At 64.3% G+C, this 23,263-nt stretch carries 25 protein-coding genes and 1 tRNA gene; 14 read left to right on the top strand and 12 right to left on the bottom strand.

Features of this window, described 5'->3' with window-relative positions; all coding sequences use genetic code 11:
* Positions 1 to 104 precede the first annotated feature (104 nt).
* The 7 genes from P6U25_RS15740 to P6U25_RS15710 all read left to right on the top strand — a co-directional run bounded on the left by P6U25_RS15740 (position 105) and on the right by P6U25_RS15710 (position 5,861).
* On the top strand, positions 105 to 338 hold the full coding sequence (locus P6U25_RS15740; protein WP_407152045.1) for a PepSY domain-containing protein: 234 nt from the start codon (positions 105 to 107) through the stop codon (positions 336 to 338).
* A gap of 51 nt (positions 339 to 389) precedes the next feature.
* Positions 390 to 725, top strand: coding sequence for a hypothetical protein (locus tag P6U25_RS15735; RefSeq protein ID WP_407152044.1), 336 nt, complete (start codon positions 390 to 392; stop codon positions 723 to 725).
* A 66-nt stretch (positions 726 to 791) separates the two neighbouring features.
* Positions 792 to 1,736, top strand: coding sequence for a DUF1259 domain-containing protein (locus P6U25_RS15730; protein WP_407152043.1), 945 nt, complete (start codon positions 792 to 794; stop codon positions 1,734 to 1,736).
* Between the two features lie 106 nt (positions 1,737 to 1,842).
* Positions 1,843 to 2,448, top strand: a complete 606-nt coding sequence (locus P6U25_RS15725) for a c-type cytochrome (protein ID WP_407152531.1) — start codon at positions 1,843 to 1,845, stop codon at positions 2,446 to 2,448.
* Between the two features lie 48 nt (positions 2,449 to 2,496).
* A complete protein-coding gene (gene chrA / locus P6U25_RS15720; protein WP_407152530.1) occupies positions 2,497 to 4,026 on the top strand; it encodes a chromate efflux transporter in 1,530 nt (509 codons plus the stop codon).
* Between the two features lie 20 nt (positions 4,027 to 4,046).
* The gene (locus tag P6U25_RS15715) at positions 4,047 to 5,048 is read left to right on the top strand and encodes a YncE family protein (protein ID WP_407152042.1); all 1,002 of its coding nucleotides are present in this window, start codon (positions 4,047 to 4,049) and stop codon (positions 5,046 to 5,048) included.
* A gap of 24 nt (positions 5,049 to 5,072) precedes the next feature.
* Positions 5,073 to 5,861, top strand: coding sequence for a hypothetical protein (locus P6U25_RS15710; RefSeq protein WP_407152041.1), 789 nt, complete (start codon positions 5,073 to 5,075; stop codon positions 5,859 to 5,861).
* Positions 5,862 to 6,741: 880 nt separating this feature from the next.
* Here the strand turns inward: P6U25_RS15710 and P6U25_RS15705 are convergent.
* Positions 6,742 to 7,059, bottom strand: a complete 318-nt coding sequence (locus tag P6U25_RS15705; RefSeq protein WP_407152040.1) for a helix-turn-helix domain-containing protein — start codon at positions 7,057 to 7,059, stop codon at positions 6,742 to 6,744.
* Positions 7,060 to 7,176: 117 nt separating this feature from the next.
* Positions 7,177 to 8,598, bottom strand: a complete 1,422-nt coding sequence (gene mgtE, locus P6U25_RS15700; protein ID WP_407152039.1) for a magnesium transporter — start codon at positions 8,596 to 8,598, stop codon at positions 7,177 to 7,179.
* Between the two features lie 88 nt (positions 8,599 to 8,686).
* Here mgtE and P6U25_RS15695 point away from each other — a divergent pair, with 88 nt between their 5' ends.
* Entirely contained in the window at positions 8,687 to 9,499 is an 813-nt protein-coding gene (locus tag P6U25_RS15695) for a polysaccharide deacetylase family protein (protein WP_407152529.1), read from the top strand.
* A 95-nt stretch (positions 9,500 to 9,594) separates the two neighbouring features.
* Positions 9,595 to 10,926 carry a polysaccharide deacetylase family protein gene (locus P6U25_RS15690; protein WP_407152038.1) on the top strand — a complete coding sequence of 444 codons (1,332 nt, stop codon included), beginning with the start codon at positions 9,595 to 9,597 and terminating at the stop codon, positions 10,924 to 10,926.
* A gap of 1 nt (position 10,927) precedes the next feature.
* Here the strand turns inward: P6U25_RS15690 and P6U25_RS15685 are convergent, their stop codons facing one another.
* The 3 genes from P6U25_RS15685 to P6U25_RS15675 form a co-directional block, all read right to left on the bottom strand.
* Complete coding sequence (locus P6U25_RS15685) at positions 10,928 to 11,302, bottom strand: hypothetical protein (protein WP_407152037.1); 375 nt, start codon at positions 11,300 to 11,302, stop codon at positions 10,928 to 10,930.
* A 216-nt stretch (positions 11,303 to 11,518) separates the two neighbouring features.
* Positions 11,519 to 11,603, bottom strand: a tRNA-Leu gene (locus tag P6U25_RS15680).
* 98 nt (positions 11,604 to 11,701) lie between these two features.
* On the bottom strand, positions 11,702 to 11,944 hold the full coding sequence (locus P6U25_RS15675; protein ID WP_066505938.1) for a FliM/FliN family flagellar motor switch protein: 243 nt from the start codon (positions 11,942 to 11,944) through the stop codon (positions 11,702 to 11,704).
* Positions 11,945 to 12,004: 60 nt separating this feature from the next.
* Between P6U25_RS15675 and lipB the strand changes: the two genes are divergently transcribed.
* Complete coding sequence (gene lipB / locus P6U25_RS15670; protein ID WP_407152036.1) at positions 12,005 to 12,733, top strand: lipoyl(octanoyl) transferase LipB; 729 nt, start codon at positions 12,005 to 12,007, stop codon at positions 12,731 to 12,733.
* 3 nt (positions 12,734 to 12,736) lie between these two features.
* On the opposite strand, the gene P6U25_RS15665 is transcribed toward lipB, so the two are convergent.
* Positions 12,737 to 13,162, bottom strand: coding sequence for a 4-oxalocrotonate tautomerase family protein (locus P6U25_RS15665; RefSeq protein WP_407152035.1), 426 nt, complete (start codon positions 13,160 to 13,162; stop codon positions 12,737 to 12,739).
* Between the two features lie 109 nt (positions 13,163 to 13,271).
* Between P6U25_RS15665 and P6U25_RS15660 the strand changes: the two genes are divergently transcribed.
* On the top strand, positions 13,272 to 14,129 hold the full coding sequence (locus tag P6U25_RS15660) for a LysR family transcriptional regulator (RefSeq protein WP_407152034.1): 858 nt from the start codon (positions 13,272 to 13,274) through the stop codon (positions 14,127 to 14,129).
* An 84-nt stretch (positions 14,130 to 14,213) separates the two neighbouring features.
* Here the strand turns inward: P6U25_RS15660 and P6U25_RS15655 are convergent, their stop codons facing one another.
* From P6U25_RS15655 to P6U25_RS15640, 4 genes are all read right to left on the bottom strand, one after another.
* Positions 14,214 to 14,513: an acylphosphatase gene (locus P6U25_RS15655; RefSeq protein WP_407152033.1), complete on the bottom strand. Its 300-nt coding sequence runs from the start codon at positions 14,511 to 14,513 to the stop codon at positions 14,214 to 14,216.
* Positions 14,510 to 15,376 (bottom strand): oxaloacetate decarboxylase, encoded by an 867-nt coding sequence (locus tag P6U25_RS15650; RefSeq protein ID WP_407152032.1) that lies wholly within the window; start codon positions 15,374 to 15,376, stop codon positions 14,510 to 14,512. Before P6U25_RS15650 ends, P6U25_RS15655 begins: the two co-directional genes overlap by 4 nt.
* A 158-nt stretch (positions 15,377 to 15,534) precedes the next feature.
* Entirely contained in the window at positions 15,535 to 17,550 is a 2,016-nt protein-coding gene (locus tag P6U25_RS15645) for an acetyl-CoA carboxylase biotin carboxylase subunit (protein WP_407152031.1), read from the bottom strand.
* A 178-nt stretch (positions 17,551 to 17,728) separates the two neighbouring features.
* Positions 17,729 to 17,935 carry a hypothetical protein gene (locus tag P6U25_RS15640; protein ID WP_407152030.1) on the bottom strand — a complete coding sequence of 69 codons (207 nt, stop codon included), beginning with the start codon at positions 17,933 to 17,935 and terminating at the stop codon, positions 17,729 to 17,731.
* Positions 17,936 to 18,199: 264 nt separating this feature from the next.
* Here P6U25_RS15640 and P6U25_RS15635 point away from each other — a divergent pair, with 264 nt between their 5' ends.
* Both P6U25_RS15635 and P6U25_RS15630 read left to right on the top strand, forming a co-directional pair.
* On the top strand, positions 18,200 to 18,964 hold the full coding sequence (locus P6U25_RS15635; RefSeq protein ID WP_407152029.1) for a thermonuclease family protein: 765 nt from the start codon (positions 18,200 to 18,202) through the stop codon (positions 18,962 to 18,964).
* A gap of 72 nt (positions 18,965 to 19,036) precedes the next feature.
* Positions 19,037 to 21,505 (top strand): PAS domain S-box protein, encoded by a 2,469-nt coding sequence (locus tag P6U25_RS15630; protein ID WP_407152028.1) that lies wholly within the window; start codon positions 19,037 to 19,039, stop codon positions 21,503 to 21,505.
* 39 nt (positions 21,506 to 21,544) lie between these two features.
* Here P6U25_RS15630 and P6U25_RS15625 read toward each other — a convergent pair whose 3' ends face one another.
* Together P6U25_RS15625 and P6U25_RS15620 are read right to left on the bottom strand one after the other, a co-directional pair.
* Entirely contained in the window at positions 21,545 to 21,841 is a 297-nt protein-coding gene (locus P6U25_RS15625; protein WP_407152027.1) for a septal ring lytic transglycosylase RlpA family protein, read from the bottom strand.
* Between the two features lie 199 nt (positions 21,842 to 22,040).
* Positions 22,041 to 22,580: a hypothetical protein gene (locus tag P6U25_RS15620; protein ID WP_407152026.1), complete on the bottom strand. Its 540-nt coding sequence runs from the start codon at positions 22,578 to 22,580 to the stop codon at positions 22,041 to 22,043.
* A 306-nt stretch (positions 22,581 to 22,886) separates the two neighbouring features.
* On the opposite strand from P6U25_RS15620, the gene P6U25_RS15615 reads away from it, so the two are divergent.
* Positions 22,887 to 23,255 carry a hypothetical protein gene (locus P6U25_RS15615; RefSeq protein WP_407152025.1) on the top strand — a complete coding sequence of 123 codons (369 nt, stop codon included), beginning with the start codon at positions 22,887 to 22,889 and terminating at the stop codon, positions 23,253 to 23,255.
* Positions 23,256 to 23,263 lie beyond the last annotated feature (8 nt).

The raw sequence follows: 23,263 nt of genomic DNA, 5'->3' as shown, positions 1-23,263 counted from the left end.
CGGCCTTCGGCATCACGGATGTCGCACAGCACCTCGCGAGCGTCGTTTGACGAGGAGCCGCGCATCTCGAAACCCTGGGGCAGGAGACGACCAGGAGGACGACCATGCAGACACGACGGCTCGCTCACCTGCTTCTCGCCTTGGCAATTGCGGGCGCAGTCGCGCCCGCTTCTGCCCTGACGCGGGACGAATTGGTCGCGAAGCTCAAGGCCGCCGGCTACGCCGATGTGACCGACATCAAGTCGACGGCTGAAGGCATGACGGCCAGGGCGATGAAGAACGGCAAGGAGGTCCGTCTGGTGATCGACAGCAGCGGTCAAGTCAAGGAACGGGATTGAGACGTCACGCGTCTCGAAGCAATCGACATCAACGCGATGGAGTGAACGACCATGATGAGATCGATGGTGGCCCTCTGCGTGGCTGCCTTGTGGCCCAGCGTGGCGCTGTCGGCACCAGTGGACGATGGCGGGAACCAGGACTCGGTCATTGCGTTGGCTCAGGTCGCGACCGTCCGTCCGCCACCGATCGAGAAATTGCGCGGCATCGTCGATAGCGTCGACGAACGTAACGACACCATCAGGATCCGCCTGTCCCCTGACAGGGCGGAGCCATTCAAGGTGCAAGACGGCCTGCTGTTCAATGCCGTCCGCTTCGGCGACCCCGTGGAAATCTCGGTGCAGGACATCTCCGGCGCGCCGACGATCGTGGGTCTTTCGAAGGAATAGAGCGACGGAGCTTGCATCGCGCAAGCGAACTGAAGCGACCGTGACATCTGTTCGAGGAGCGTGACCATGCGAAACATCATCCCCGCACTGATTGGAATCGGTGCCTGTTGCGCCGCCGCCGGCGCGAACGCCCAGACGATCGACTGGCAGGTCTTCGCGGAGCCATTTGTCTCGACCGCGCATGCACAGAGCATCGATTGGCAGAAGGTCGATGAGACGCTGGGCCGGAAGCCGGCCGTCACGGACGATGTGCATCGCTACGGCTTTCCACGGAGCGATCTCACGGTGACCCTTGATGGCGTGACCATCAAACCAGCGCTGGCGCTCGGAGGCTGGGTCGCTTTCAAGCCAGTGCACGATGGCGTCATGGCGATGGGTGACCTGGTGCTGCTCGAACCCGAGATCAACCCGGTCATGATGAAGATGATCGCAAGCGGCCTGCAGATCACCGCCGTGCACAACCACCTGCTCCGCGCGAGCCCGGCGACCTTCTACATGCACATCGCCGGGCACGGCGACCCGATCAAGATCGCCACGGCGATCCGCGATGGACTCGCCGAAAGCAAGACGCCGCTCAAGGTCACGGCGCCGGCCACGCCTCCACCAGCGCCCGATCTCGACACCGCCCAGCTCGATCAGATCATCGGCGTCAAGGGCAAGGCCACCGGCGGCGTCTACCAGTTCAATGTTCCGCGCCGCGATCCGATTTCCCAGGAAGGGATGCAGCTAAGCCCCGGCGCACCCCTGGGCCTCGCCATCGGCATCAACTTTCAGCCGACCGGCGCAGGCAAGGCGGCGATCACCGGCGATTTCGTGCTGACGAGCGAGGAGGTCAACCCGGTGATCATGGAGCTGCGCACGCATGGCATCGATGTCACCGCGCTGCACAGCCACATGCTGGACGAACAGCCGCGCCTGTTCTTCATGCACTTCTGGGCCAATGACGACGCCGTCAAGCTCGCCAAGGGCTTGCGGGCCGCCCTCGACAAGACCGCGAGCTCGAAGAGCTGACGCCATTGCCGCCCGACCTGCGATGACGTTCAGGATGACGCTCAGTAGGACAATGCTGATGAGGAATTCGGTGGCAGAACGGCCGTTCGAACGATTGCGACGATCGATGACCCGGCCTCTCCCTCTCCCGCTGCGACTAGCCTTTGCAGCCGGCGCGATCGCGGCCAGTGTCGGCTCGGCTGCCGCAGATGCCGACAACGGACGAGCCAAAGCCGAGGCGTGCGCGACCTGCCATGGCAACAACGGCATCTCGACGATGGAGAATGTCCCGTCGCTCGCGTCGCAGCCCGACCTCTTCCTGCAATGGCAGTTGATCTTCTTCCGCAGCGGCGCGCGCAAGAACGAGACGATGGCGCCGATCGCGGAGCAGCTCAGCAATGAGGACGTCCGCGACCTCGGCGCCTACTTTGCCTCACTCAAGACGCCCGATTCTTCCACGGCCAAGGCGCCGGACGATCATCCGGAGTTGACCGAAGCCGGCAAACAGGCCGCAGCCGCCGGGCGATGCGCGGCGTGCCACGGCGATAACTACTCCGGAAACAAGGCTGCGGCCCGTATCGCGGGTCAGCGAGAAGAATACATCGTCAAGGCGCTCCACGACTACAAGGCGGGTGCCCGAACCGGAGGCGGCGTGGCCGCCATGGCGGACGTTGCTTATCCGCTGAGCGACGACGCCATCACGGCGCTCGCGCACTACCTTTCGCGCCTTTGATCCATACCCGCCGCGGCATGGCGATCGACCGCGCATGCGCACTTGCGTGTGTGCGTCGACATATCCGCGTCGAACCCCTCTATAAGTCTGCTTGCATCCGGCTCCTGCGACGTTGACAATTTCGTCCTGTTGCCGTTACTAAAGTCCCACGGGGAAGCGATCTCCCCGCGAGGCGACATGCCCAAGAATCGCGTCCAACTTTTCACAAGGACGCTGCATGCCTGCTCCCTTCCGACAATCTTTCAAACACCTTCCACGCTCGTTGATCGACCCCTTGGGCCGTGCGCTCCAGGATGCTGCCGCGGCTGGCCGGATTTGGGCTTTCGCGAGGCGGCCTTCGTCAAGGCATCGCCTGTCCGCCGTGAGACGCGAGATTCCTTCCAAGGAGTTTCTGCGGTGATCACGCCAACAATCTCACAACACAACCGTCTGACCGAAGTGGCCCGCTATTTCCTGCGCCTCGGCTTTCTCGGCTTCGGCGGGCCGGTTGCGCTCGTCGGGCAGATGGAGCGCGAACTGGTCGATGGCAAGAAGTGGCTGAGCAAGGATCAGATGAGGGAATCGATTGCGATCTGCCAATCGCTTCCCGGACCGTTGGCGATCCAGGTCGGCATCTACATCTCCTGGCTTCGCGGCGGCTTCTGGGGAGCTTGGGTCGGCGGATGGTGCTTCATCCTTCCCAATTTTGTGATCGTGGCTGCATTGGGAGCCCTCTACGTCCATCTCGGCGATCTCCAGCCGGTGACGGCGATCTTCTACGGCGTCAGCCCTGCGGTCATCGCGCTGATCCTGCACTCCTGCTACCGGCTCGCCAAGCTGGGCATGGAGGACTGGCTGCAATGGGCGATCGCGGCAGTCTGCCTGGCCATCACCGTGATTCTCCAGGCCGAAGTCGCGCTGCTATTCATCGGCGCCGGAATCGTCGGCATTCTCTACTATGGCAGCCTGTTCACGCGCACGCCCACGACCCTGCCGGGAATCCTGGTCGTGCCGGCCGCCGCAGGTCCCATCGCGCCGACGGTCAGCGGGTCCACGCTCTCCAAGCTTCTGCTGTTCTTCCTCAAGGCCGGCGCGCTGACATTCGGCAGCGGTCTCGTCATTGTGCCGTTTCTCGAGCAGGGGCTGGTGCAGCAATACAATTGGCTCGACGAACGGCAATTCCTTATCGCGGTGGCGATCGGCATGATCAGTCCGGGGCCAGTGGTGATTACCGCGACCTTTGTCGGCTACCTTGTGGCTGGTTTTTGGGGCTCGCTGGTTTCCACGGTGGGCATCTTCCTGCCCTCGTTCCTGCTGGTGCTGATCGTTGCGCCGCTACTGGCCCGGCATCGCGAAAACGCAAATGTTCAGGGATTCGTCAAAGGCGCCTATGCAGCCGCGATCGGAACCATTCTCGGCGCGTGCATACTGCTCGGCAAGATCGCGATCGGCGACTGGCTGACAGTGCTGGTCGGCGCGATCTCGCTCGCCGTCCTGTTCCGCTGGAAGGTGAGCAATCCGCTTCTGATCGCTGCGACCGCCGTTGTCGGTCTGATTGCGTATCCATGGCTGCAACCGACCTGGGTGATGGTTCACTGACCAGACGTAGGGGGGACGTGATGACATATCCGTTTCGCAGGATATCAGCAGCATCGGCATGCATCGCCATTTTGACCGGCGCTCCCGCCTTGGCACAGTCGGAAGACAGCGTCCTGCAGCTCGAGGCCAAGATCTCATTGGGCGACGTGCGCGGTCGCATCGACCACATGGCGGTCGACCCAAATCGGCAACGGCTCATCATAGCTGAACTCGGCAACGACACCGTCAGCATCGTGGATTTGGGAAGGAGGAGCGTGATCCAGAGAATCACCGGGCTGAAGGAGCCGCAAGGCGTCGGCTACGAGCCATCCAGCGACACGCTTTTTGTTGCCAATGCACGGGACGGATCGCTGAAGCTCTTCAAGGGAGAAACCTACGAAGCGGCAGGAGGCGTTGAGCTCGGCAGCGACGCCGACAACATTCGCGTCGATGCGGCCGCCAAGCGTGTCGTCATCGGCTACGGAGACGGAGGTCTCGCGGTCCTTGACGCAGCGACGCGCAACAGGGTCGAGAATGTCCGCCTGAGGGCGCATCCCGAGAGCTTTCAGCTCGATCCCGACGGCCGGCGCATCTTCGTCAACCTGCCGGATGCCCACGCGGTCGCGGTGGTCGATGGCGCGTCCGGAACAACGCTGGCGAGCTGGCCGATGGACAAGGGCGGCAACTTCGCGATGGCCATCGATCGCAATCGCAAGCGAATTCTGGTGGCCTTCCGCAGTCCGCCCGAGCTCTCCGTTTTCGCCATGGCCGATGGAAAGCGAATTGCGAGCGTCGAAACTTGCGGCGATATCGACGACCTCTTCGTCGACCGACAGCGCAACCGGGTCTACGCGAGTTGCGGGGAGGGCTTTGTCGATGTGTTTGCGATCGACGGCGTCGTCTATCGCCGGCTGAGCCGCATCCCCACCGCGCGCGGCGCGCGCACGTCGTTCTTCGCGCCGGAGCTTGATCGTCTGCTCGTCGCCGCACGGGCAACGTCCAACGAGCCGGCCGCGATCTGGATATTCCGCCCGCTCCCTTGAGGCTCGTGGCCGTGAGGTACGCGCATGTTCACACCCAGCCAGTGCCAAGGACGTCTTCACAAGCTACTGATATCGGGCCCGGCGATCATTTTGGGCTTGACGATATGGTCTGCTCCTGCGCGGGCCTATCGCCCCTTCGACGGCACCGATGCCGCCGTCGCCGCTCCCGGCGAAGTCGAGATCGAACTGCAGCCCGCCGGACGTCGGCATGATGTGGAAGGCACGACACTCGTCGCACCCGCTACGGTCTTCAACTACGGTCTGAGCGAGAACTGGGAGGCCGTCTTCGAGGGTCAGGGCGAAACCCCGCTCTCGCCTTCCGGCCCCACGAGCCTGACGGCGGCGGGGGCGTTTCTCAAACACGTCATCGTGCCTGGAAGCTTGCAGGACAAGACCGGACCAAGCATTGCCACCGAGTTCGGCGTGCTTCTCCCGGACAGCACCGGAATGTCCGGCGTCGGCGCGAGCCTCGCGGGCATTGTCTCGCAACGCTGGGATTGGGGAACGATCCACCTCAACGCCGAGACCGTGCTCACCCGCGATCATCACGGCGATGTCTTCATTGGTGCCATCCTCGAAGGACCGTCGAAATGGACGGTCAGGCCGGTCGCGGAAGTGTTCTACGAAAATGAGTTCAGGAAGGAAGAAACGATATCGGCCCTGGTCGGCCTGATCTGGCAGGTTCGCGACAATCTGAGCTTCGACGTTGCGTTTCGGCGGGCCTTCACAAATGGGCACCCTGTCGACGAAATCCGTGCGGGACTGACGTTTGGCTTCCCGCTCCGGTTTCTTGATGGCCGAGCCACCCATTGATCCGTCGCAATGTGGGTCACTGAGTTGCCCGACAGGTCAAGCCTCTCGCGCAAAAATATTTCGGTTTATCGGAATGGCAACTCAGTGTATGAATAACCCGTCTCACCCGCCTGAGGGGCGCGTCGCGATCGTCACGAGTGCCGGGTCGGGATGCGGTGGACGCCGCTTGCGCAACTGACGAGTGCGCATGTGGCGGACGGCGAAGTCGTGCAGGCCTGACGCCCTAGTGGCAGGTGTCCTGTTGCAAGACGCAATTGCGTCTTGCAACGGCGGTGACAACCAAGCCCAGTCTCGCCGGGGCGAGCACGTATAAGCCGTAACCCATCGCGCAGGGAAAGCCGGGAATGCTCCGGTTACACCTGTGGTCCTACCCCCGAGCTTTCTACCCCTGCTCGGGGCCCATGGGTGCGATCGGCACCCGGCTTTCCCTGCGCCCTCTGTCCAAGAGAGGGCGGAACGAGAGGCAAAAGCTCGGACGATTCACGTCGCGAGATCGCGGATGCATATCCTCTCAGTCGTCATGGCCGGCGAAGGCAGGCGATCCAGTACGCCGCGGCCTCTCGGCTCAAGCCCTGCCGTCTCTGGGATACTGGATCGCCCGGTCAAGCCGGGCGACGACATCGAGGTCGCGGCAACGGCGCGTGTCACGCCTCCCCCGCTCTGTTCAAGAGAGGGCGAAACGAGAAGCAAAGCTCGGACAATTCATGTCGCGAGAACGCGGATGCATATCCTCTCAGTCGTCATGGCCCGCGCAGGCGGCCATCCAGTACGCCGCGGCCTCTCCCTTCAAGTACATGCGTCTCTGGGATACTGGATCGCCCGGTCAAGCCGGGCGGCGACATCGAGGTCGCGGCAACGGCGAGCGCCACGCCTCCCCCGCTCAAGCCGGCGTCGGCTCGTTCGACAGCGCCTCGAACACGGTCTCGGGCGAATGGGCGATCACGGCGAGCAGCGCGCGGGCCGGACCGCGCGGCGCGCGCTTGCCCTGCTCCCAGTTCCGGATGGTTTCCACGGGGACGCCGAGCTTGGCGGCGAATTCGAGCTGGGTGAGCTGGGCCCGGCGGCGCAGGTCGCGCACGGCCGGTCGCGATGCCACGGACGGTGCCGCCGCGATGGGCGGCTGCGGGGCGAGCGGGATTTCCTTCCCGTCGCGCAATTCGACGATCCGTCCGTCCGCCTTGAGCCGCAAGCGCTGCATGGTGTCCCCCTCTTGGGAATGGGGGCATCATCGGTGATGGCGATTAAGGCACGATTAACGATAAGCGAGCCTCTGCCTGCCGCATGTCCCGGGGCTGCATCGCGCGACAACACCCCGCTATTTCAGGCCGAACCACAACGTGGCGATGCCGAGGAAGGAGAAGAAGCCGACCACATCGGTGACGGTCGTGACGAACGTGCCCGAGGCCACCGCGGGATCGGCCCGCACCCGCTCCAGCACCATCGGGATCAGGATGCCGCCGAGCGCGCCGGCGACGAGATTGCAGATGATCGCAAGTCCGATCACCATGCCAAGGCCGGGAATCTTGAACCAGGCCACCGCGGCAACGCCGGTGATGATGGCGAAGGCGATGCCATTGACGAGCCCGACCATGGTCTCGCGCAGCACCACGCGCAGCGCGTTAAAGGACCCGAGCTCGCGGGTGGCGAGCGCGCGCACCGCGACGGTCATGGTCTGGGTCGCGGCATTGCCGCCCTGGCTTGCCACGATCGGCGCCAGCACCGCGAGCGCCACCATCTTCTCGAGCTGGCCCTCGAACAGGCCGAGCACCGACGACGCCAGGAAGGCGGTTGCAAGATTGACCAGCAGCCAGTTGAAGCGGCCACGGGCGATGGTCCAGACCGAGTCGGACAGCTCTTCGGGGTGGGTGACGCCGCCGAGCGCCTTGAGGTCTTCGTCGGCCTCCTCCTCGATCATGTCGACCACGTCGTCGATGGTGATCACGCCGACCAGACGATCGGTGGTGTCGACCACGGGAGCCGCAATCAGATTGTACTTGCCGAATATCCGCGCGACCTCTTCCTGGTCCTCAAGCGCGGAGATGCGGCGACGGTCTTCCTCGATCACGTGAGTGATCGGCAGGAGGCGACGCGCGCGCAACAGCACGTCCAGCGAAACGGCGCCGAGCCAGTGCCGGTTGGCATCGACCACATAGATTTCGTAGAAGCGGTCCGGCAGGTCGGGCGTCTCGCTGAGATGATCGATCGCCTGTCCGACGGACCAAGTCGGCGGCACCGAGATGAACTCGGTCTGCATCCGGCGCCCGGCGGAATTCTCCGGATAGAGCAGGCTGCGCTCGATATCCTCGCGCTCGGCGGGCGGCAGCTTCTCCAGGATCTCTTCCTGGTCCTTCTCGTCGAGCCCTTCCAGGAGTTCGACCGCGTCGTCGGATTCCAGCTCGCGGACGCCCTCCGCAACGGTCTCCGGTTTGAGTTCCTCGAGGATCTCCTCGCGGACGGCCTCATCGACCTCGTTGAGGGCGGAGAAGTCGAAATCCGTGCCGGTGATCTCGACCAGTGTGACGCGGTCCGCCGGCTCGAGAGCCGCGATCAGGTCGCCAAGATCGGCCTTGTGCAGTTCCGCCACCACCCCGCACAGCAACGGCCGGTCGGCGGCTTGGATCGCCCGCGTGATTTCCTCGACGAATTCGTGGCGGAGGCGCCCCTCGCCGTCCCGCATCGGCATGCGGTCAAGGGCAGCCGTCTCGGCCGGTGCGGCCACGTCGATTTTCTCGGCCATGCCGTAACTCACCGGTTTGACAGGAGTGGAAAACACGGTAATGCGGGAACGGATTACCTAATCGGCAACGGCCTCCGCAATGAGAAATATGTTCATCGGACCGCGATTACTCCCGAATACCTTGGCAGTCCTCGTTGCGATCGTGGTTGCGCCGGTCGTCCTGGCCGCACCCGCGCGCGCCGCCGAGTGCCCGAACAAGGATGCACTGGGAACCTCGCGGGTGCTGGAGGTCGATCCTGCGATCTATCCGCGTGTGGGGCTGAAGAGTTTTCCGCAGACCTTGCCGCTCGAGGACCACGAGATCGTTCTCACCTTCGACGACGGGCCGACTCCGGGGCTCACCGACAAGGTGCTGGCGGCGCTGTCAGCCGAGTGCGTGCACGCCACTTTCTTCATGGTCGGCCGCGGCGCCGCCGATCATCCCGAGATGGTGCGCAAGGTCGCGCGGCTCGGCCACACCATCGGCTATCACACCTGGGACCATCCCCACCTCAACAAGCTCGCACCGGATGCGGCCGAGGCCAACATCGACAACGGTATTTCTGCGGTCGAAAAGGCCCTGCACGGAACGTCGAGCACGACACCGACCACACCGTTCTTCCGGTTTCCCTACTTCGAATCGACGCCTCACCTGCTGGACCGGCTCGAAAAGCGCGGTATCGCGGTGTTCGGGGCGGATTTCTGGGCCAGCGACTGGAACAAAATGACGCCCGAGGAGGAGCTGAAATTGCTCACGGGACGGCTGGAAACGGTCCGCAAGGGAATACTATTGCTCCACGACCCCAGGCAGCAAACGGCGGACATGCTACCCGCCTTCTTGCGCTATTTGCGCGAGCACAATTATCGCGTGGTCCACATCGTTCCGACCGCGGCGAAGACCGTTTCCGCGCAGACACATTGAACCAGAGGCCCAGCCAGGATTACAAATCGTTAAGGCAGCATTCATGGCGCCGCCATTAAGGATTCTCCGTTCGATTGGAATGCGGCCGAGGTTCAATGTTTACGAATGTCCTGGTGAGGCTCCGCAAGCGACCATCGATCGCTGCCGGCGCGGCGTTGCTGGGCTCCTTCATGGCGCAGGCCGCGCTTGCGGCTGACTGCCCAGGCAACCCCAACGCACTCGGCACCTCCCGTACCCTCGTCGTCGATCCCAGGGAGCATCCGCGGATCGGCACCATGCAATATCCGGAGACGTTGCCGCTCGCCGATCACGAGGTGGTGCTGACCTTCGACGACGGACCGCTGCCGAAGTACAGCAACCAGATCCTGGCCATCCTCGCCAGCCAGTGCGTCAAGGCGACCTTCTTCGCCATCGGCAGCCAGGCCAGGGCCAACCCTGAGGGTGTACGCAAGCTCATCGCGGCCGGGCACACCGTCGGCACGCACAGCCAGAACCATCCGCTGACCATGAACAAGATGCCGGTCGACAAGGCCAGGCAGGAAATCGACGACGGCATCGCCTCGACGCTCGCCGCGCTCAACGGCGACAAGAGCAAGCTGGCGCCGTTCTTCCGGATTCCCGGCTTGCTGCGCGCCGCGGCCGTGGAGGACTATCTGGCCTCGCAAGGCATCCAGGTCTGGAGCGCCGACTTCCCGGCCGATGACTGGCGGCACATTTCGCCGCAGCGGGTGTACGACCTCGCGATGCAGCGGATCGAGGCCAAGGGCCGAGGCATCCTGCTGCTGCACGACATTCAGCCGCGCACAGTCGCGGCGCTGCCGAGAATCCTCAGCGAGCTGAAAGCGCGCGGCTACCGCATCGTCCACGTCGTGCCCGCGACACCGGACCGGCCGGCAACGCCGACCCAGCCGCAGCAATGGTACCTGCACCCGCCGACCGAGACGGTGGCGATCTCGCGCTGGCCGGCGATTCCGAATTTCGTCTTCACCGCGACGATGACGCTGCCGGCGCCGGCATTTTCCGACATGGACTGGCGCCATGCGGAGGTGCTCGATCAGGTGCAGCGTGCCCGTGTCGCCCCGCTGAACCGGACGCAGTGGCCGCAGCCGCAGCTTGCGCAGACGGCCTCCTTCGCGACGCTTCCGATTCCTGCGGCGAGCGTGTTTCGGATTCCGGAAGCGCGACGCCTGACGCTGCTTGCCGCCCGTCCCCACCGCCTAGTGCCGCAGGCCTGGTCGGCGCGCCAGGCGAAGCACCCCAAACAGGCCGTGCATCAGCCGCCGGGCGCGGCGCGTGGCAAAGGTGTACTTCCCGCGCAGCACGCCAACACTCCGGCGCAGCAAGGCAACCCGATCGATCTCGCCAACTTGCGGAAGCGGTCGCCGCGCGCAGAAGCGACGACGACCGTCAAGCGCGTGGCGGACTAGATTAGTTGGTTACGATCTTGGCGATGCAGAGCAGGATCACCAGCGCCAGGAAGAACAGGTCGATATAGGCCTTGATCTCGCCGGCATGCCTGAGCACCGTGACGTCGCCGATGATCTGCTTGCGTGACGCCGCCGCATTGGGTCCCTCGCCGGTCGCCGAAGCCAGCCGCCGCGTCTCGCCCTCCAGCCGCTCGATGCGCTGGAAGAAATAGAAGGAGCGCAAGGCCGAGAACGCATGCATCGCCGCATAGACCAGCATCAGGATCGCGACGGTGGCGCGTTGCTCGTACTTCTCCAGAAAATTTAGACTGAAATAGACCAGCCCCAGAAATACGAAATTGGAGACGACTCGGTAGGCGTAGCTCAGAAACGTCATCAGGCGCTCCGGGTGAAGCTGGCTTGCGGCCCGCGCGATCACGAGAATCAGTCAGCCTGGCCATGCAGGGCGATGCGTCCGCGACCCTACGCGACCGGTGTTACGGAAAGGGTATCGACCTGTCTCGCCGCCCCAAAAACCACCGGCGCAATCGGCCGGGTACGGCGCATTCCGGTCCGGAAAGCGGCCGGGTAAGCCAAATTGTACTGGGAGTGATGGTGCGCTCGGAGGGACTCGAACCCCCACGGTGTTACCCACTGCCACCTCAAGGCAGCGCGTCTACCAATTCCGCCACGAGCGCTTTGGGATGCCGGATGGAACCCCTAGGGCGCCGCCGGATCGACGGCGCCATGTAACAAATCACGGATGCAGGGACAAGGCAGTTCGTGAATGAATTAATTACCGAACATCGGGGGATTTCGGCAGCATCTGCTTGACCTCGACCGCAATCCGGTTGCGGTCGACCAGAACGACGCCGCTGGCCACTGGAAGGTTGTTGGCGAGGATCTTGACCTCGTCGGCCTCGGTGGCATCCAGTTCGATGATGGCGCCGCGGGAGAGCCGCATCACCTGGTGGATGGGCATGGTCGTCGTGCCGAGCACCACCATGAGGTCGACGCTGACTTTATCGAGGGTAGCCACTTCTGAACCGCCGAACTGGAACTAAATTGTGGGTTCACCTTGCTACGTTAGGGTTAGCCAATGGTTAACGACCGCCAAAGCCTTGATTTAACGACCTTTGCCCTGCCGACCGGTGGCGGCGCGGTCGAATGGCGGATTTCGGACGCCCCGGTGCCCTACCCCGACTCCCTCAGCGCCATGGACGCCCGGGTGGCTGCCATAGCCGGGCGCACCGCATCGGAGCTGGTGTGGCTGCTGGAGCACCCGCCGCTCTACACCTCCGGGACCAGCGGCAAGGCCGGCGACCTGCTCGCCCCACGGTTTCGGATCTTCCAGAGCGGTCGCGGCGGCCAGGTGACCTATCACGGCCCCGGCCAGCGGGTCGCCTATGTGATGCTCGACCTGAAGCGGCGCCGGCCCGACGTGCGCGCCTATGTCGCCTCGCTGGAGGAATGGATCATCCGCACCCTCGCGGCCTTTAACGTCCGCGGCGAGCGCCGCGAGGACCGCGTCGGCGTCTGGGTCCGGCGTCCGGACAAAGGGCCGGGACACGAGGACAAGATCGCCGCGATCGGCGTCCGACTGCGCCGCTGGGTCTCCTTCCACGGCATCGCCATCAACGTCGAGCCCGACCTCTCGCATTTCCAGGCGATCGTGCCGTGCGGCGTAGTCGATCCGCGCTATGGCGTCACCTCGCTGGTCGACCTCGGGCTACCCGTGACCCTGGCCGATGTCGACATCGCGCTCCGGCAGGCTTTTGCCGAGGTGTTCGGCGACGCCGAAGCGCGCCTGCCGGAAGCAACGGTGTAGGACCTAGGCCGCCTTCTGCGGCGCGACCTCGAGCTTGCCGGCGATGTAGCGCCGCTCCTGGGTCAGGCCGCCGAAGCCGTAGGCGTCGCCCCTCACCTCATCGACGTGGGCGTAGCTCTCGGTGTGGAGCGGGCCAAGCAACTCGCCCATCCGCTTGAACAGGGCGGCGAGATAGGCCGCCTTCTCGTCCTTGGTGTTGGTGCCTTCGGTGACGTGGATGTCGAGCCAGTAGCTCGCGAGCCCCTGCTCGGCGAGCGACTTGCCGCTGGCGAACCAATCAGCGGCGTCGGCCGCCTTGACGATGATTGCGGTGACCTTGGGGTCCTTGTGCAGGATCTTGGCGGTGAGCTCCGACACCGCGGCAGCAATGTCGGACTTGAGCGTCGGCGACTGGCGAGTGGTGGCGTAGGTAACTGTGATGAGGGGCATGACAGGTCTCCTTGAATTTCCTTGGCGCGCGTGAACCGCGCCTCCTCCAGCTAGACCTTTCCGCATCATCTTGGTATCTTATCTATGCTACTATCAGTGATAACGTATATTGATGATGACCCTCGATATCGACACCGTGCGGGCCTTCCTTCTCGTCGCCGAGCTGCAAGGCTTCACCCGCGCCGCCGAGGCCCTCGGCACCACGCAGGCCGCGGTCAGCATGAAATTGCAGCGGCTCGAAGCGGTGCTCGGCAAACGTCTGATCGAGCGCTCGCCGCGCGCGGTGCGGCTGACTGCCGACGGCTCGGCCTTCCTGCCGCACGCCCGCGCGCTGATCGAGGCACATGACCGCGCGCTGTCGGGCGAGACGCCGGCGCGCCAACAGCTCACGCTAGGGATCAGCGACCACGCCGCAGGCCCCGAGCTGGTGCCGCTGCTGGAACGATTGCATGCCATGGCCTCGCAGCTCGCGCTTGCCGTGACCATCGGCTTCTCGCGCAACATGCTCGACGCCTATGATGCGGGTGAATTCGACGCGGTGATCGTGCGCCAGGAAGGCAGCCGGCGCGGCGGCGAGAAACTGGCCGATGACGAGTTCGGCTGGTTCGCCACCAAACGTTTCGTATGGCCGCGCGGCGATGCGCTGCCGCTAGCGACACTGGCACCGCCCTGCGGCGTCCGCGCCCTCGCCGTTCGCGCGCTCGACAAGGCCGGCATCGATTGGACCGAAAGCTTCATCGGCGGCGGCGTCATGGCCGTCGCGGCCGCTGCGCTCGCGGGCCTTGCTGTCGCACCGCTCGCCCGGCGTATCGCGCCGGCGGGCCTGATCGATGTCGGCCCCGCACACAAGCTGCCGCGTCTCGCCGGATCAAAGGTGATGCTATATTCGAAGGTCAGCGACCCCGCGAAGCTGGCCGCCTTGCGGACATTGGCGGCGACATTTCGAAGCGTCGCCGCCGCGGCGTGACACGACTCACAAGGTCACCTCGAGCACGCCGCACGCCGGGCCTTCGAACTCAGCCCGGTCCACGATCACCAAGGAGATTGTGCCTTACACAGTCGGCAAGACCGAGAACCGTTCCCCCGCCCCGCGGAGGTTGAGAAGATCGGAATTGCCGGCTTCGGCCTGCACGGCACCGACCCGGGCCGAGATCGGTCCGCGGCTGCAGACCGCGATCATGTCGGCCACGATGTCGTCGGGGCCGGAAAACACCGCCTCGACGCTGCCGTCGCGGCGATTGCGAACCCAGCCTTCGAGGCCGCGCGAGACCGCCTGCTCCTCAAGCCAGGCGCGATAGCCGACGCCCTGCACACGGCCGCGAATAGTGACGTGGCGAATTGCGCTGCTCACGTCCTCAGCCCCAGGAATTCGGCGCTGCGCGCCTTGGTCTCCGCCTCGCGCATCGCGCGGCCAGTGAGTTCGGACGAAGCGATGCCCTTCAAGTTCTTCGGCGAGGCGCCTTCGCGCAGCGCCTTCAGCGTCTCGTAGACGGCGTGGGTTGCGGCCGCGAACGGTGCGTGGCCCTGCAGCGCGATCCTGACGCGTTGGCTCGCAAGATAGTCCAACGCCGTCATCTCCTCCGGCGCGCCGCCGAGCACGATCGGCAGCTTCGTCGCAGCCGAGAGTGCCTCGAGCTCGCCGTGCGACTTGATGCCGGTGAAGAATAGCCCATCGACGCCAACCGCCTCATAGGCCCTGGCGCGCGCGATCGCGTCATCGAGATTGGTGATCGAGACCGCACCGGTACGGCCCAGGACAACGAGCGACGGGTCGCCGCGGCCATCGAGCGCGGCCTTCATCTTGCCGACGCCCTCTTCCAGCGAAATCAACTGCGTCTTCGTCTGCCCGAACGCCTGCGGCAGCAGCGTGTCCTCGATGGTGAGGCCCGCGGCGCCGGCAGCCTCCAACTCCTGTACGGTGCGGCGGACGTTGAGCGCGTTGCCGTAGCCGTGATCGGCATCAACGAGGAATGGCAGTGTTGAAGCCCGCGACATCCGTCGCACCTGCTCGGCAAGCTCGGTCAGCGTGATCAATGCGATGTCGGGGTCGCCAAGCACGGCAAGCGAGGCCACCGAGCCGCCGAACATGCCGAGTTCGAAGCCAAGATCCTCCGCGATCCGGATCGACGTCGCGTCGTAGACCGAGCCTGGACGAATGCAAGTCGACCCATTGAGAATCGACCGCAGTGCTTCGCGGCGTTTGCGGAAAGCCATCCGACGTCTCCTGACTTTTTGACTTGCCGTCATTGCGAGGAGCTCGCGACAAAATTGCGAAGCAATTTTGCGCTGAAACGACGAAGCAACCCATTCTTTCTTCTCGAGGAAGGATGGATTGCTTCGCTTCGCTCACAATGACGGAACTGTTGCTCTCGCTATGCGAACTCCAGGATCAATGCATCGACCGCCAATGTGGCACCAGCGGCGGCGTGAATTTTCTTCACCATGCCGTCGCGCTCGGCGCGCAGCACGTTCTGCATTTTCATGGCTTCGACCACGGCAAGCGTCTCGCCGGCCTTGACCTCCTGGCCCTCGGCCACCGCGATCGACACCACGAGACCGGGCATCGGACACAGCAGCTTCTTGCCGGTGTCGGCCGCCGAGATCACCGGCATCAGCCGGGCCGACGTCGCCTCGGTTTCGGTGAAGACATAGACCGGTACGTCGTAGCCCTGATTTGCCAGGCGGAAACCGTTGCTGATCGCACGCACCTGCACTGCCACGAAGTTGCCGTCGATCGTGCCCTGCCAGACCGGCTCGCCCGGCACCCAGTTCGACACCAGATTGTGTGGATTGCCGGGCAGCCCGTCGGCGCCGATGAAGCGCACCGCAATGGCGTCGTCTTCGCGCGCGACGTCAAGCGCGATCTCCGCACGATCCAGCCAGACCGCGCGGCGACGCTCCCGCTGCACCACGCGACCGCCCATCTGGCCGGAGATCTGCCGCTTGCGTTCGCCCAGTACGTGATCGATCGCGGCACCGACCGCCGCCAGCCGCCGCGCGATCTCCCCCTCCGGCGGACGTGCCGAAAATCCCTTCGGGAATTCCTCCGCGATGAAGCCGGTCGAAAGGCGTCCCTCGCGCCAACGCGGATGGGTCATCAAAGCCGACAGGAACGGAATGTTGTGCCTGATGCCGTCGACATAGAACGCATCGAGCGCGGTCGCCTGCGCCTCGATCGCCGCGGCACGCGACGGCGCGTGGGTGACGAGCTTGGCGATCATCGGATCGTAATGGATCGAGATCTCGCCGCCCTCCTGCACGCCGGTGTCGTTGCGGATCGTGACGCCGTCATGGCTTGCTTCCGCGGGCGGACGGTACTTCACCAGGCGCCCGATCGACGGCAGGAAGTTGCGGAACGGATCCTCGGCATAGACGCGCGATTCCACCGCCCAGCCGGTCAAGGTGACGTCCTTCTGCGCGATCGCCAGCTTCTCGCCCGCGGCAACGCGGATCATCTGCTCGACGAGGTCGACACCGGTGACCAGTTCAGTCACGGGATGCTCGACCTGCAGGCGGGTGTTCATCTCGAGGAAGTAGAAGCTCTTGTCCTGGCCGGCGACGAATTCCACGGTGCCCGCGGAATCGTAGTGTACGGCCTTGGCCAGCGCGACCGCCTGCTCGCCCATCTTGCGGCGGGTGGTCTCGTCGAGCAGCGGCGACGGCGCCTCCTCGATGACTTTCTGGTTGCGGCGCTGGATCGAGCATTCGCGCTCGCCGAGATAGATCACGTTGCCATGCTTGTCGCCGAGCACCTGGATTTCGATGTGCCTGGGATCGACGATGAATTTCTCGATGAAAACGCGGTCGTCGCCGAACGACGATTTGGCTTCCGCTTTCGCCAGGTTGAAGCCCTCGGCGACTTCCTTCTTCGAATGCGCGATGCGCATGCCCTTGCCGCCGCCACCCGCGGAGGCCTTGATCATGACGGGGTAGCCGATCTCTTCAGCGATCTGCACCGCGTGCCTGTCGTCCTCGATGACGCCGAGATGGCCCGGCACCGTGGAGACCTTGGCCTTGGCGGCAGCTTTCTTGGATTCGATCTTGTCGCCCATCGCGGCGATGGCGCCGGGGTTCGGGCCGATGAACACGACGCCGGCCGCCTCCAGCGCGCGCGGAAACGCCTCGCGCTCGGACAGGAAGCCGTAGCCGGGGTGCACAGCCTCGGCACCGGTCTTGCGGCAGGCATCGACGATCTTGTCGATCAAAAGGTAACTCTCGGCCGCGGGCGGCGGACCGATCAGTACGGCCTCATCTGCCATCTCGACATGCAGCGCGTCGCGGTCCGCCTCGGAAAAGACGGCGACCGTCTCAATCCCCATACGGCGCGCAGTCTTGATGACCCGGCAGGCGATCTCGCCGCGGTTGGCGATCAGAATTCGTTTGAACATGCTCTTCTTGGGCTTCGACGTGGATTGTTCGATTTGGATTGTTTGACTTGGCAGGATCCTCCCCGCGCAATCTGGCACGGGCGATTGGGCGTCACCAGTCCGTGGTACAGGAAAACGCCGGGGAGGCAACGGTCTAATCGCGGCCCTGCCCCGCCTGCGGCGATAGCGGGAGCGGTATTCAGCCCGAATAGGTCCTGAAGCGGCCGCGCGAATAGGCACGCGAGACGGCCTTCATCAGTTCGCTGATCTCGCTCTCCAGGAATTCATTGGCAACGACCAGCGCACGGATGGTCGCGCGCATGTCCCCGCCGCAGGCCGCGATGGCCTGATCGACGGCCGCCTCCAGCCCGTCATCGTCCTCGGATTGGGGCTTGGTGGAGGTCATGGACGTGATCCGGATCAGTTGATGAACCAATGTTCTTATTTTGTTCTCGTCAAGTCAATCCGTCGATTGGGGTTGAGCGCTCCTCGCCGGAATATTTTTCCGCAGAGCGGACGGCATCGAGACCGGGGCACGGCCAGTAAGTTCGAACGATGCACCAAATAAGGTCGGGCGCGATCCCGCATGTTCACGCTCAACGCGCTTGGTTGGATCACGCCAGCCTGTGCTAGAAGTCAGTCGCCCCGCCCAATACCCGAAGTGAAAGAAATGCGGTTTCGACTCTCCCTCGTCGCGACGTTGCTCCTGACTTGTTTGCCCGCCAATTCCAGCCTCGCCGCCGCCGCGATCGTCAAGGATGCCGGCACCATCCAGCTCGGCAACACGGTCTATCGGCTCGACGGGATCGATGCGCCGACGGTCGACCAGCTCTGCACCGATGAGCACGCCGACGTGTGGACCTGCGGGATCGAGGCGCGCGACCAGCTCACCAAGCTGATCGGGGACAAGCCAGTTCACTGCGATGACATCGGCGCCGACTCCACGGCCAAGAAACGCCGCCTCGGCGTCTGCAAGCTCGAGGGCGATACCACCAGCCTGAGCCAGTTGCTGGTCCGCCGGGGATATGCCCTGAACGTCGAGGCGTCGGCCAGCGGCCGCTTCCAGCCGGACGAAGGCGCGGCAAAGGACGGTCGTGCCGGGCTCTGGCGCGGCTGCTTCGTCGCACCGCACGATTTTCGTCGCGACAAGAAGGACGGCCCCCTGCTTGGGGCCTCCTGCCCGACCGAGCGCGACCAACAAATTCGCGATGCGCTCTTCCCTGGCCACCCTCCAATGCCTGCCGGCTGCAATATCAAAGGCAAATACGCGGTGCGCGCCCGCGTCACCGGCAATATTGGCATCTATCATTTGCAGACGTGCCGCAGTTACCCCGGCTTAACCAGCCCTGATCGCTGGTTCTGCTCCGAGGAGGATGCACAAGCGGCGGGCTTCCGCAGGGCCTATAATTGCCGTCCCGCCGGCAAGGGAAAGTGACCGCCCGCCAAATCACCGCTGGCAAAGCCGCCTTGTCCTGTGTGACACTGCGGCAAGAGGTTGCCGGCACGAATGACCCCTCCCGATCCCTCCGACGTGCTCCCCGAGGCCGCGGCCGCGGAAAGGCTGCGGCAGCATCTTGAGCAGATCGCGCGCGAACGCGACCGCGCCCATCGCGAGTTGCAGGAGCGCGAGGCCGAGCTCGCGAGGATCCAGCGCATCGCGCGGGTCGGCGGGCTCGAGATCGATTTCCGCGACGGCGTCAGAAACCGCCGCTCACCCGAATATCTGCTGGTTCACGGGCTGTCGGCCGACGAGGCCAACGAGACCTACGAGAACTGGGTCGCGCGCATTCATCCCGAGGACCGCGAACGAACGACCAAGCACTTGTTCGGCGTGCTCAAGGACGGCGGCGCAGACTACACCGCCGAATATCGCATCATCCGCCCCAACGACGGCGAGAGCCGCTGGATCCGCGTCGTCGCCAAGATCGAACGCGACCGCCACGGCCGCGCGCTGCGCCTGGTCGGCGCCGACCTTGACGTTACCGATCAGATGCTGGCCCAGGAGACCTTGCGCGAAAGCGAGGAGCGCTTCCGCCTGATCGCGGACAGCGCGCCGGTCCCGATCTGGGTGACGAAGCTCGACCGCACGCGCTCCTTCGCCAACCAGGCCTATCTTGATTTTCTCGGGCTGCCGTTCGAGGAGGCCGTCGTCTTCGACTGGCGCAAGGCGCTGCATCCGGATGACCTGCCCCGCATCCTGCAGGAGCAAATCACAGGCGAGCTCTCACTCAAGCCGTTCGTGCTCGAAGCACGCTACCGTAACGCCGCGGGCGACTGGCGTTGGCTGCGTTCGGAATCGCAGCCGCGCTGGGACCCGAACGGCAAGCATATCGGCTTCATCGGTGTCGCCCACGACATCACCTCCGCCAAGGAAGCTGAAATCGAGCTGCGCAAACTCAACGAGTCGCTGGAGCGGCGGATTTCCGAACGCACTGCGCAGCTCGAGTCCAACGAAGCGCAGATGCGCGCGATCTTCGAGACCAGCCATCAATACCAGGGGCTGCTGAACCAGGACGGCGAGGTTCTCTATGTCAACAAGACGGCGCTGGCCGGCATTCGCGCCGAAGCCGCCGACGTTGTCGGCAAGCCGCTCTGGGACACGCCGTGGTTCAGCACCACCGAGGGCGCGTCCGAGGCGATCAAGCGCATCTTCGCCGAGGTGATGTGCGGTCAGGACGTCAAGTCCGAAATGCTGCTGCGGCTGCCGATCGGCGAGCGCTATTTCGATTTCGAGATGCGGCCGCTGCATGACCGGCACGGCACCGTCATCGGTGCCGTGCCGGAGGCGGTCGACATCACCGAGCGTCGCCGCGGCGAGGAGGCGCTGCGGCAGTCGCAGAAAATGGAAGCCGTCGGCCAGCTCACTGGCGGCGTCGCGCATGACTTCAACAACCTCCTCACGATCATCCGCTCCGCGACTGATTTCCTGCGCCGCCGCGAGTTGCCCGAGGAACGCCGCCGCCGCTACATCGATGCGATCTCCGAGACCGTGGAGCGGGCCTCCAAGCTCACCGCCCAATTGCTGGCCTTTGCGCGCCGGCAGCCGCTCAATCCGGAAGTGTTCAATGTCGGCGCGCAGGTCGACAGCGTGACGCAGTTGATCCGCCCGCTAGTCGGCGCCCGGATCCACATCGAGGTCAGGATCAACGATCCCGATTGTTACGCGATCGCCGATATCGGCCAGTTCGAGACCGCGCTGATCAATCTGGCGGTCAACGGCCGCGACGCGATGAATGGCGAGGGCCAACTGACGATCGCCGTCAGGAAAGTGCAGACCATCCCTGCCCTACGTGCCCAGGCGTCGCGCAGCGGCGACTTCGTCGCAGTCTCGATCCAGGATACCGGCACCGGCATCTCGCCCGAGAATCTGGACGCGATCTTCGAGCCGTTCTTCACGACCAAGGAGGTTGGCAAGGGAACGGGTCTTGGCTTGAGCCAGGCCTTCGGCTTCGTCAAGCAATCCGACGGCGACATCGAGGTCACGAGCACCCTCGGTGAAGGCGCTACCTTCACCATCTATCTGCCACAGGCCATGCGGCCCGCGGATGCCAAGGTTGCGGCTGCGACAGGCAGCGAGCATGCTTCGATCGGCCGCGGCTATCGTGTCCTGGTCGTGGAAGACAATGACGATGTCGGCCGCTTCTCCACCGAGCTGCTCGAGGACCTCGGCTATTCGGTCAAGCGCGCGGCCAATGCCACCGCAGCGCTGGCGATCCTGTCGGAGAACGAGTTCTCGGCCGACCTCGTGTTCTCCGATGTGATCATGCCGGGGATGAACGGGGTCGAGCTCGCGGGCATCATCCGCGACCGCTTTCCCGGCCTGCCCGTGGTGCTGACCAGCGGCTACAGCAACGTGCTCGCCGAGAACGCCCATAGCGGCTTCGAGCTGATCCAGAAGCCCTATTCGGTCGAGGCGCTGTCGCGCACGCTCAGAAAGGCGATCGCCGAGCAACGATCGACCGTCTCCAACCCATGAGTATCAACAGCAGCGCTGTGCTGCGCGTGACCCGCGCAGCTACTCGATCACCACATGCGCGACGCCAAGCTGCAGGATGCCGAGCGCCTTCGCTGCCGTGGTCGAGACATCGATGATCCGTCCTCGCACGAACGGACCACGATCATTGACGCGGCACTGGATCGTTCGCCCCCGATAGGACACCGTGATCATGCTGCCGAATGGCCTGCTGCGATGCGCGCAAGTCATCTCACCGTGCTTGCCGATGCCACCATAATAGGACGCAAGGCCACTCTCTGCCTTTGCCATGCAAGTGGCAAACAGCAGCATGGCCGCGGACGCTACTGCGGTTTTCATTGGTTGCCTGCCCTTCGAGACCCGCGAGGGAACGCGGTGCCGGCAGAACGAACCCTACAAATACGGCCGTTACGCGGCCGTTACGCCGCATTCTCGACACGGTCGACGGTCTGCAGCAGCATGCGGACGTCACCCAGATGCAGGGCCTCTGTTCAGCAAGCCGGTCCCTGCGCGCAAGGTGCACCGCTCGAGGCTACCATCAGGACACTCGCTGCTCAGTCAGGGGCACCGCGCCGACCTCCTTCAGGCTGCACTCGATCAGTGCTCCCTCGATGGTGAATTTCGAGAACGGCGACAGCGGCGTCGCAGCCTTGAGCGCCGCGAAGAATTGCGAGTCGCCAGGGCTCTTCAGAAAGAACCTGATGTGGCTCGCCGTCAGCGCATCGCGCGACAGCCAGACGACGCCGGAAAACAGTGTCACAAGGACCTGCGCGTAGCCGCTGATATCCGCAACACCGAGATCGTAGATCGGAGAGACGTTCACGAACCGCACGCTCAGGGCCGGCGTCGGATATTTGCTCATCAACAGGCGCCTGACCTGGCACAGCGCGTGAACACGCTGGCTGTCTGCGAGATAATACAGACCCTGGCAGTCGGCTTCCTTGGATGTCAGGGCATCGAACACGGTGATGCCGCCGAAGCTGGCAAAATCCTCGCCGACGCCTTCAGCGTCCTTCTTCCATTGTGCCCGGATGTGACGCCAGGACCGCTCGGGATCCTTGAGTGGCAGAAGCCGCATGGTAAACCGGCGGTTAGCGCGGAGGCCGCGATTCCAGCGATATTATGTCGCAGCTCTTAAGCCTTTGCTTACGGTGGCCGCCGCGTGGTCGCTCCGCACTCGCTCAGCGAGTCCCTCCCGGCGCACATGTCCTCTCGCTGGAACTGTCGGTGCCAGGCGCCGGGCATCACGGCTCATCGTGACCGTCCGCCTCGCGGTCATGGTTCGCACATCTCAGCCAGACTGCGCGAGACGTTACAGTATCCGCTGCGATCCCGGCGTCAGCTTGAACTTGAATACATGCAGTCGCGAGGCTAACTAGGGCCCATGGACGCTTCGCCCACCACGATTCAGTCTTCATCTCGCGTAGCCGGATCGCGCCGTTGGCGTAGCCTGCTCGCGGGGCTGATTTCGCTCGCGCTGGTGTTGTCCTTTTTTCATGGCTGGACGTCCGATGGCGACGACGATGCGGGATCCGGTATCTCAATCGCGCAGTCTATCAACGACACCGGCGGCAAGGCACCGGCGCATCCGGCGTCGCTGCACGGCGATCACTGCCTGACGCACGTGGCCCCCATGGCCCCGCAGGAGACCGCGTTCCCCATCGAGTATGCTGCGCATACTTATGCCGACGCCAGCTTGCAGTTGCCGGCGTCGGCCGATCGTCTCTCTCCGTTCAAACCACCCCGCGCCTGATCCGGTCG

It is taken from the genome of Bradyrhizobium sp. ORS 86 (assembly GCF_045571475.1).
In the GTDB taxonomy this organism is placed as follows: Bacteria; Pseudomonadota; Alphaproteobacteria; order Rhizobiales; family Xanthobacteraceae; genus Bradyrhizobium.
The sequence above is the reverse complement of the archived record's forward strand: the minus strand, read 5'-3'. Positions and strand labels throughout refer to the sequence as shown.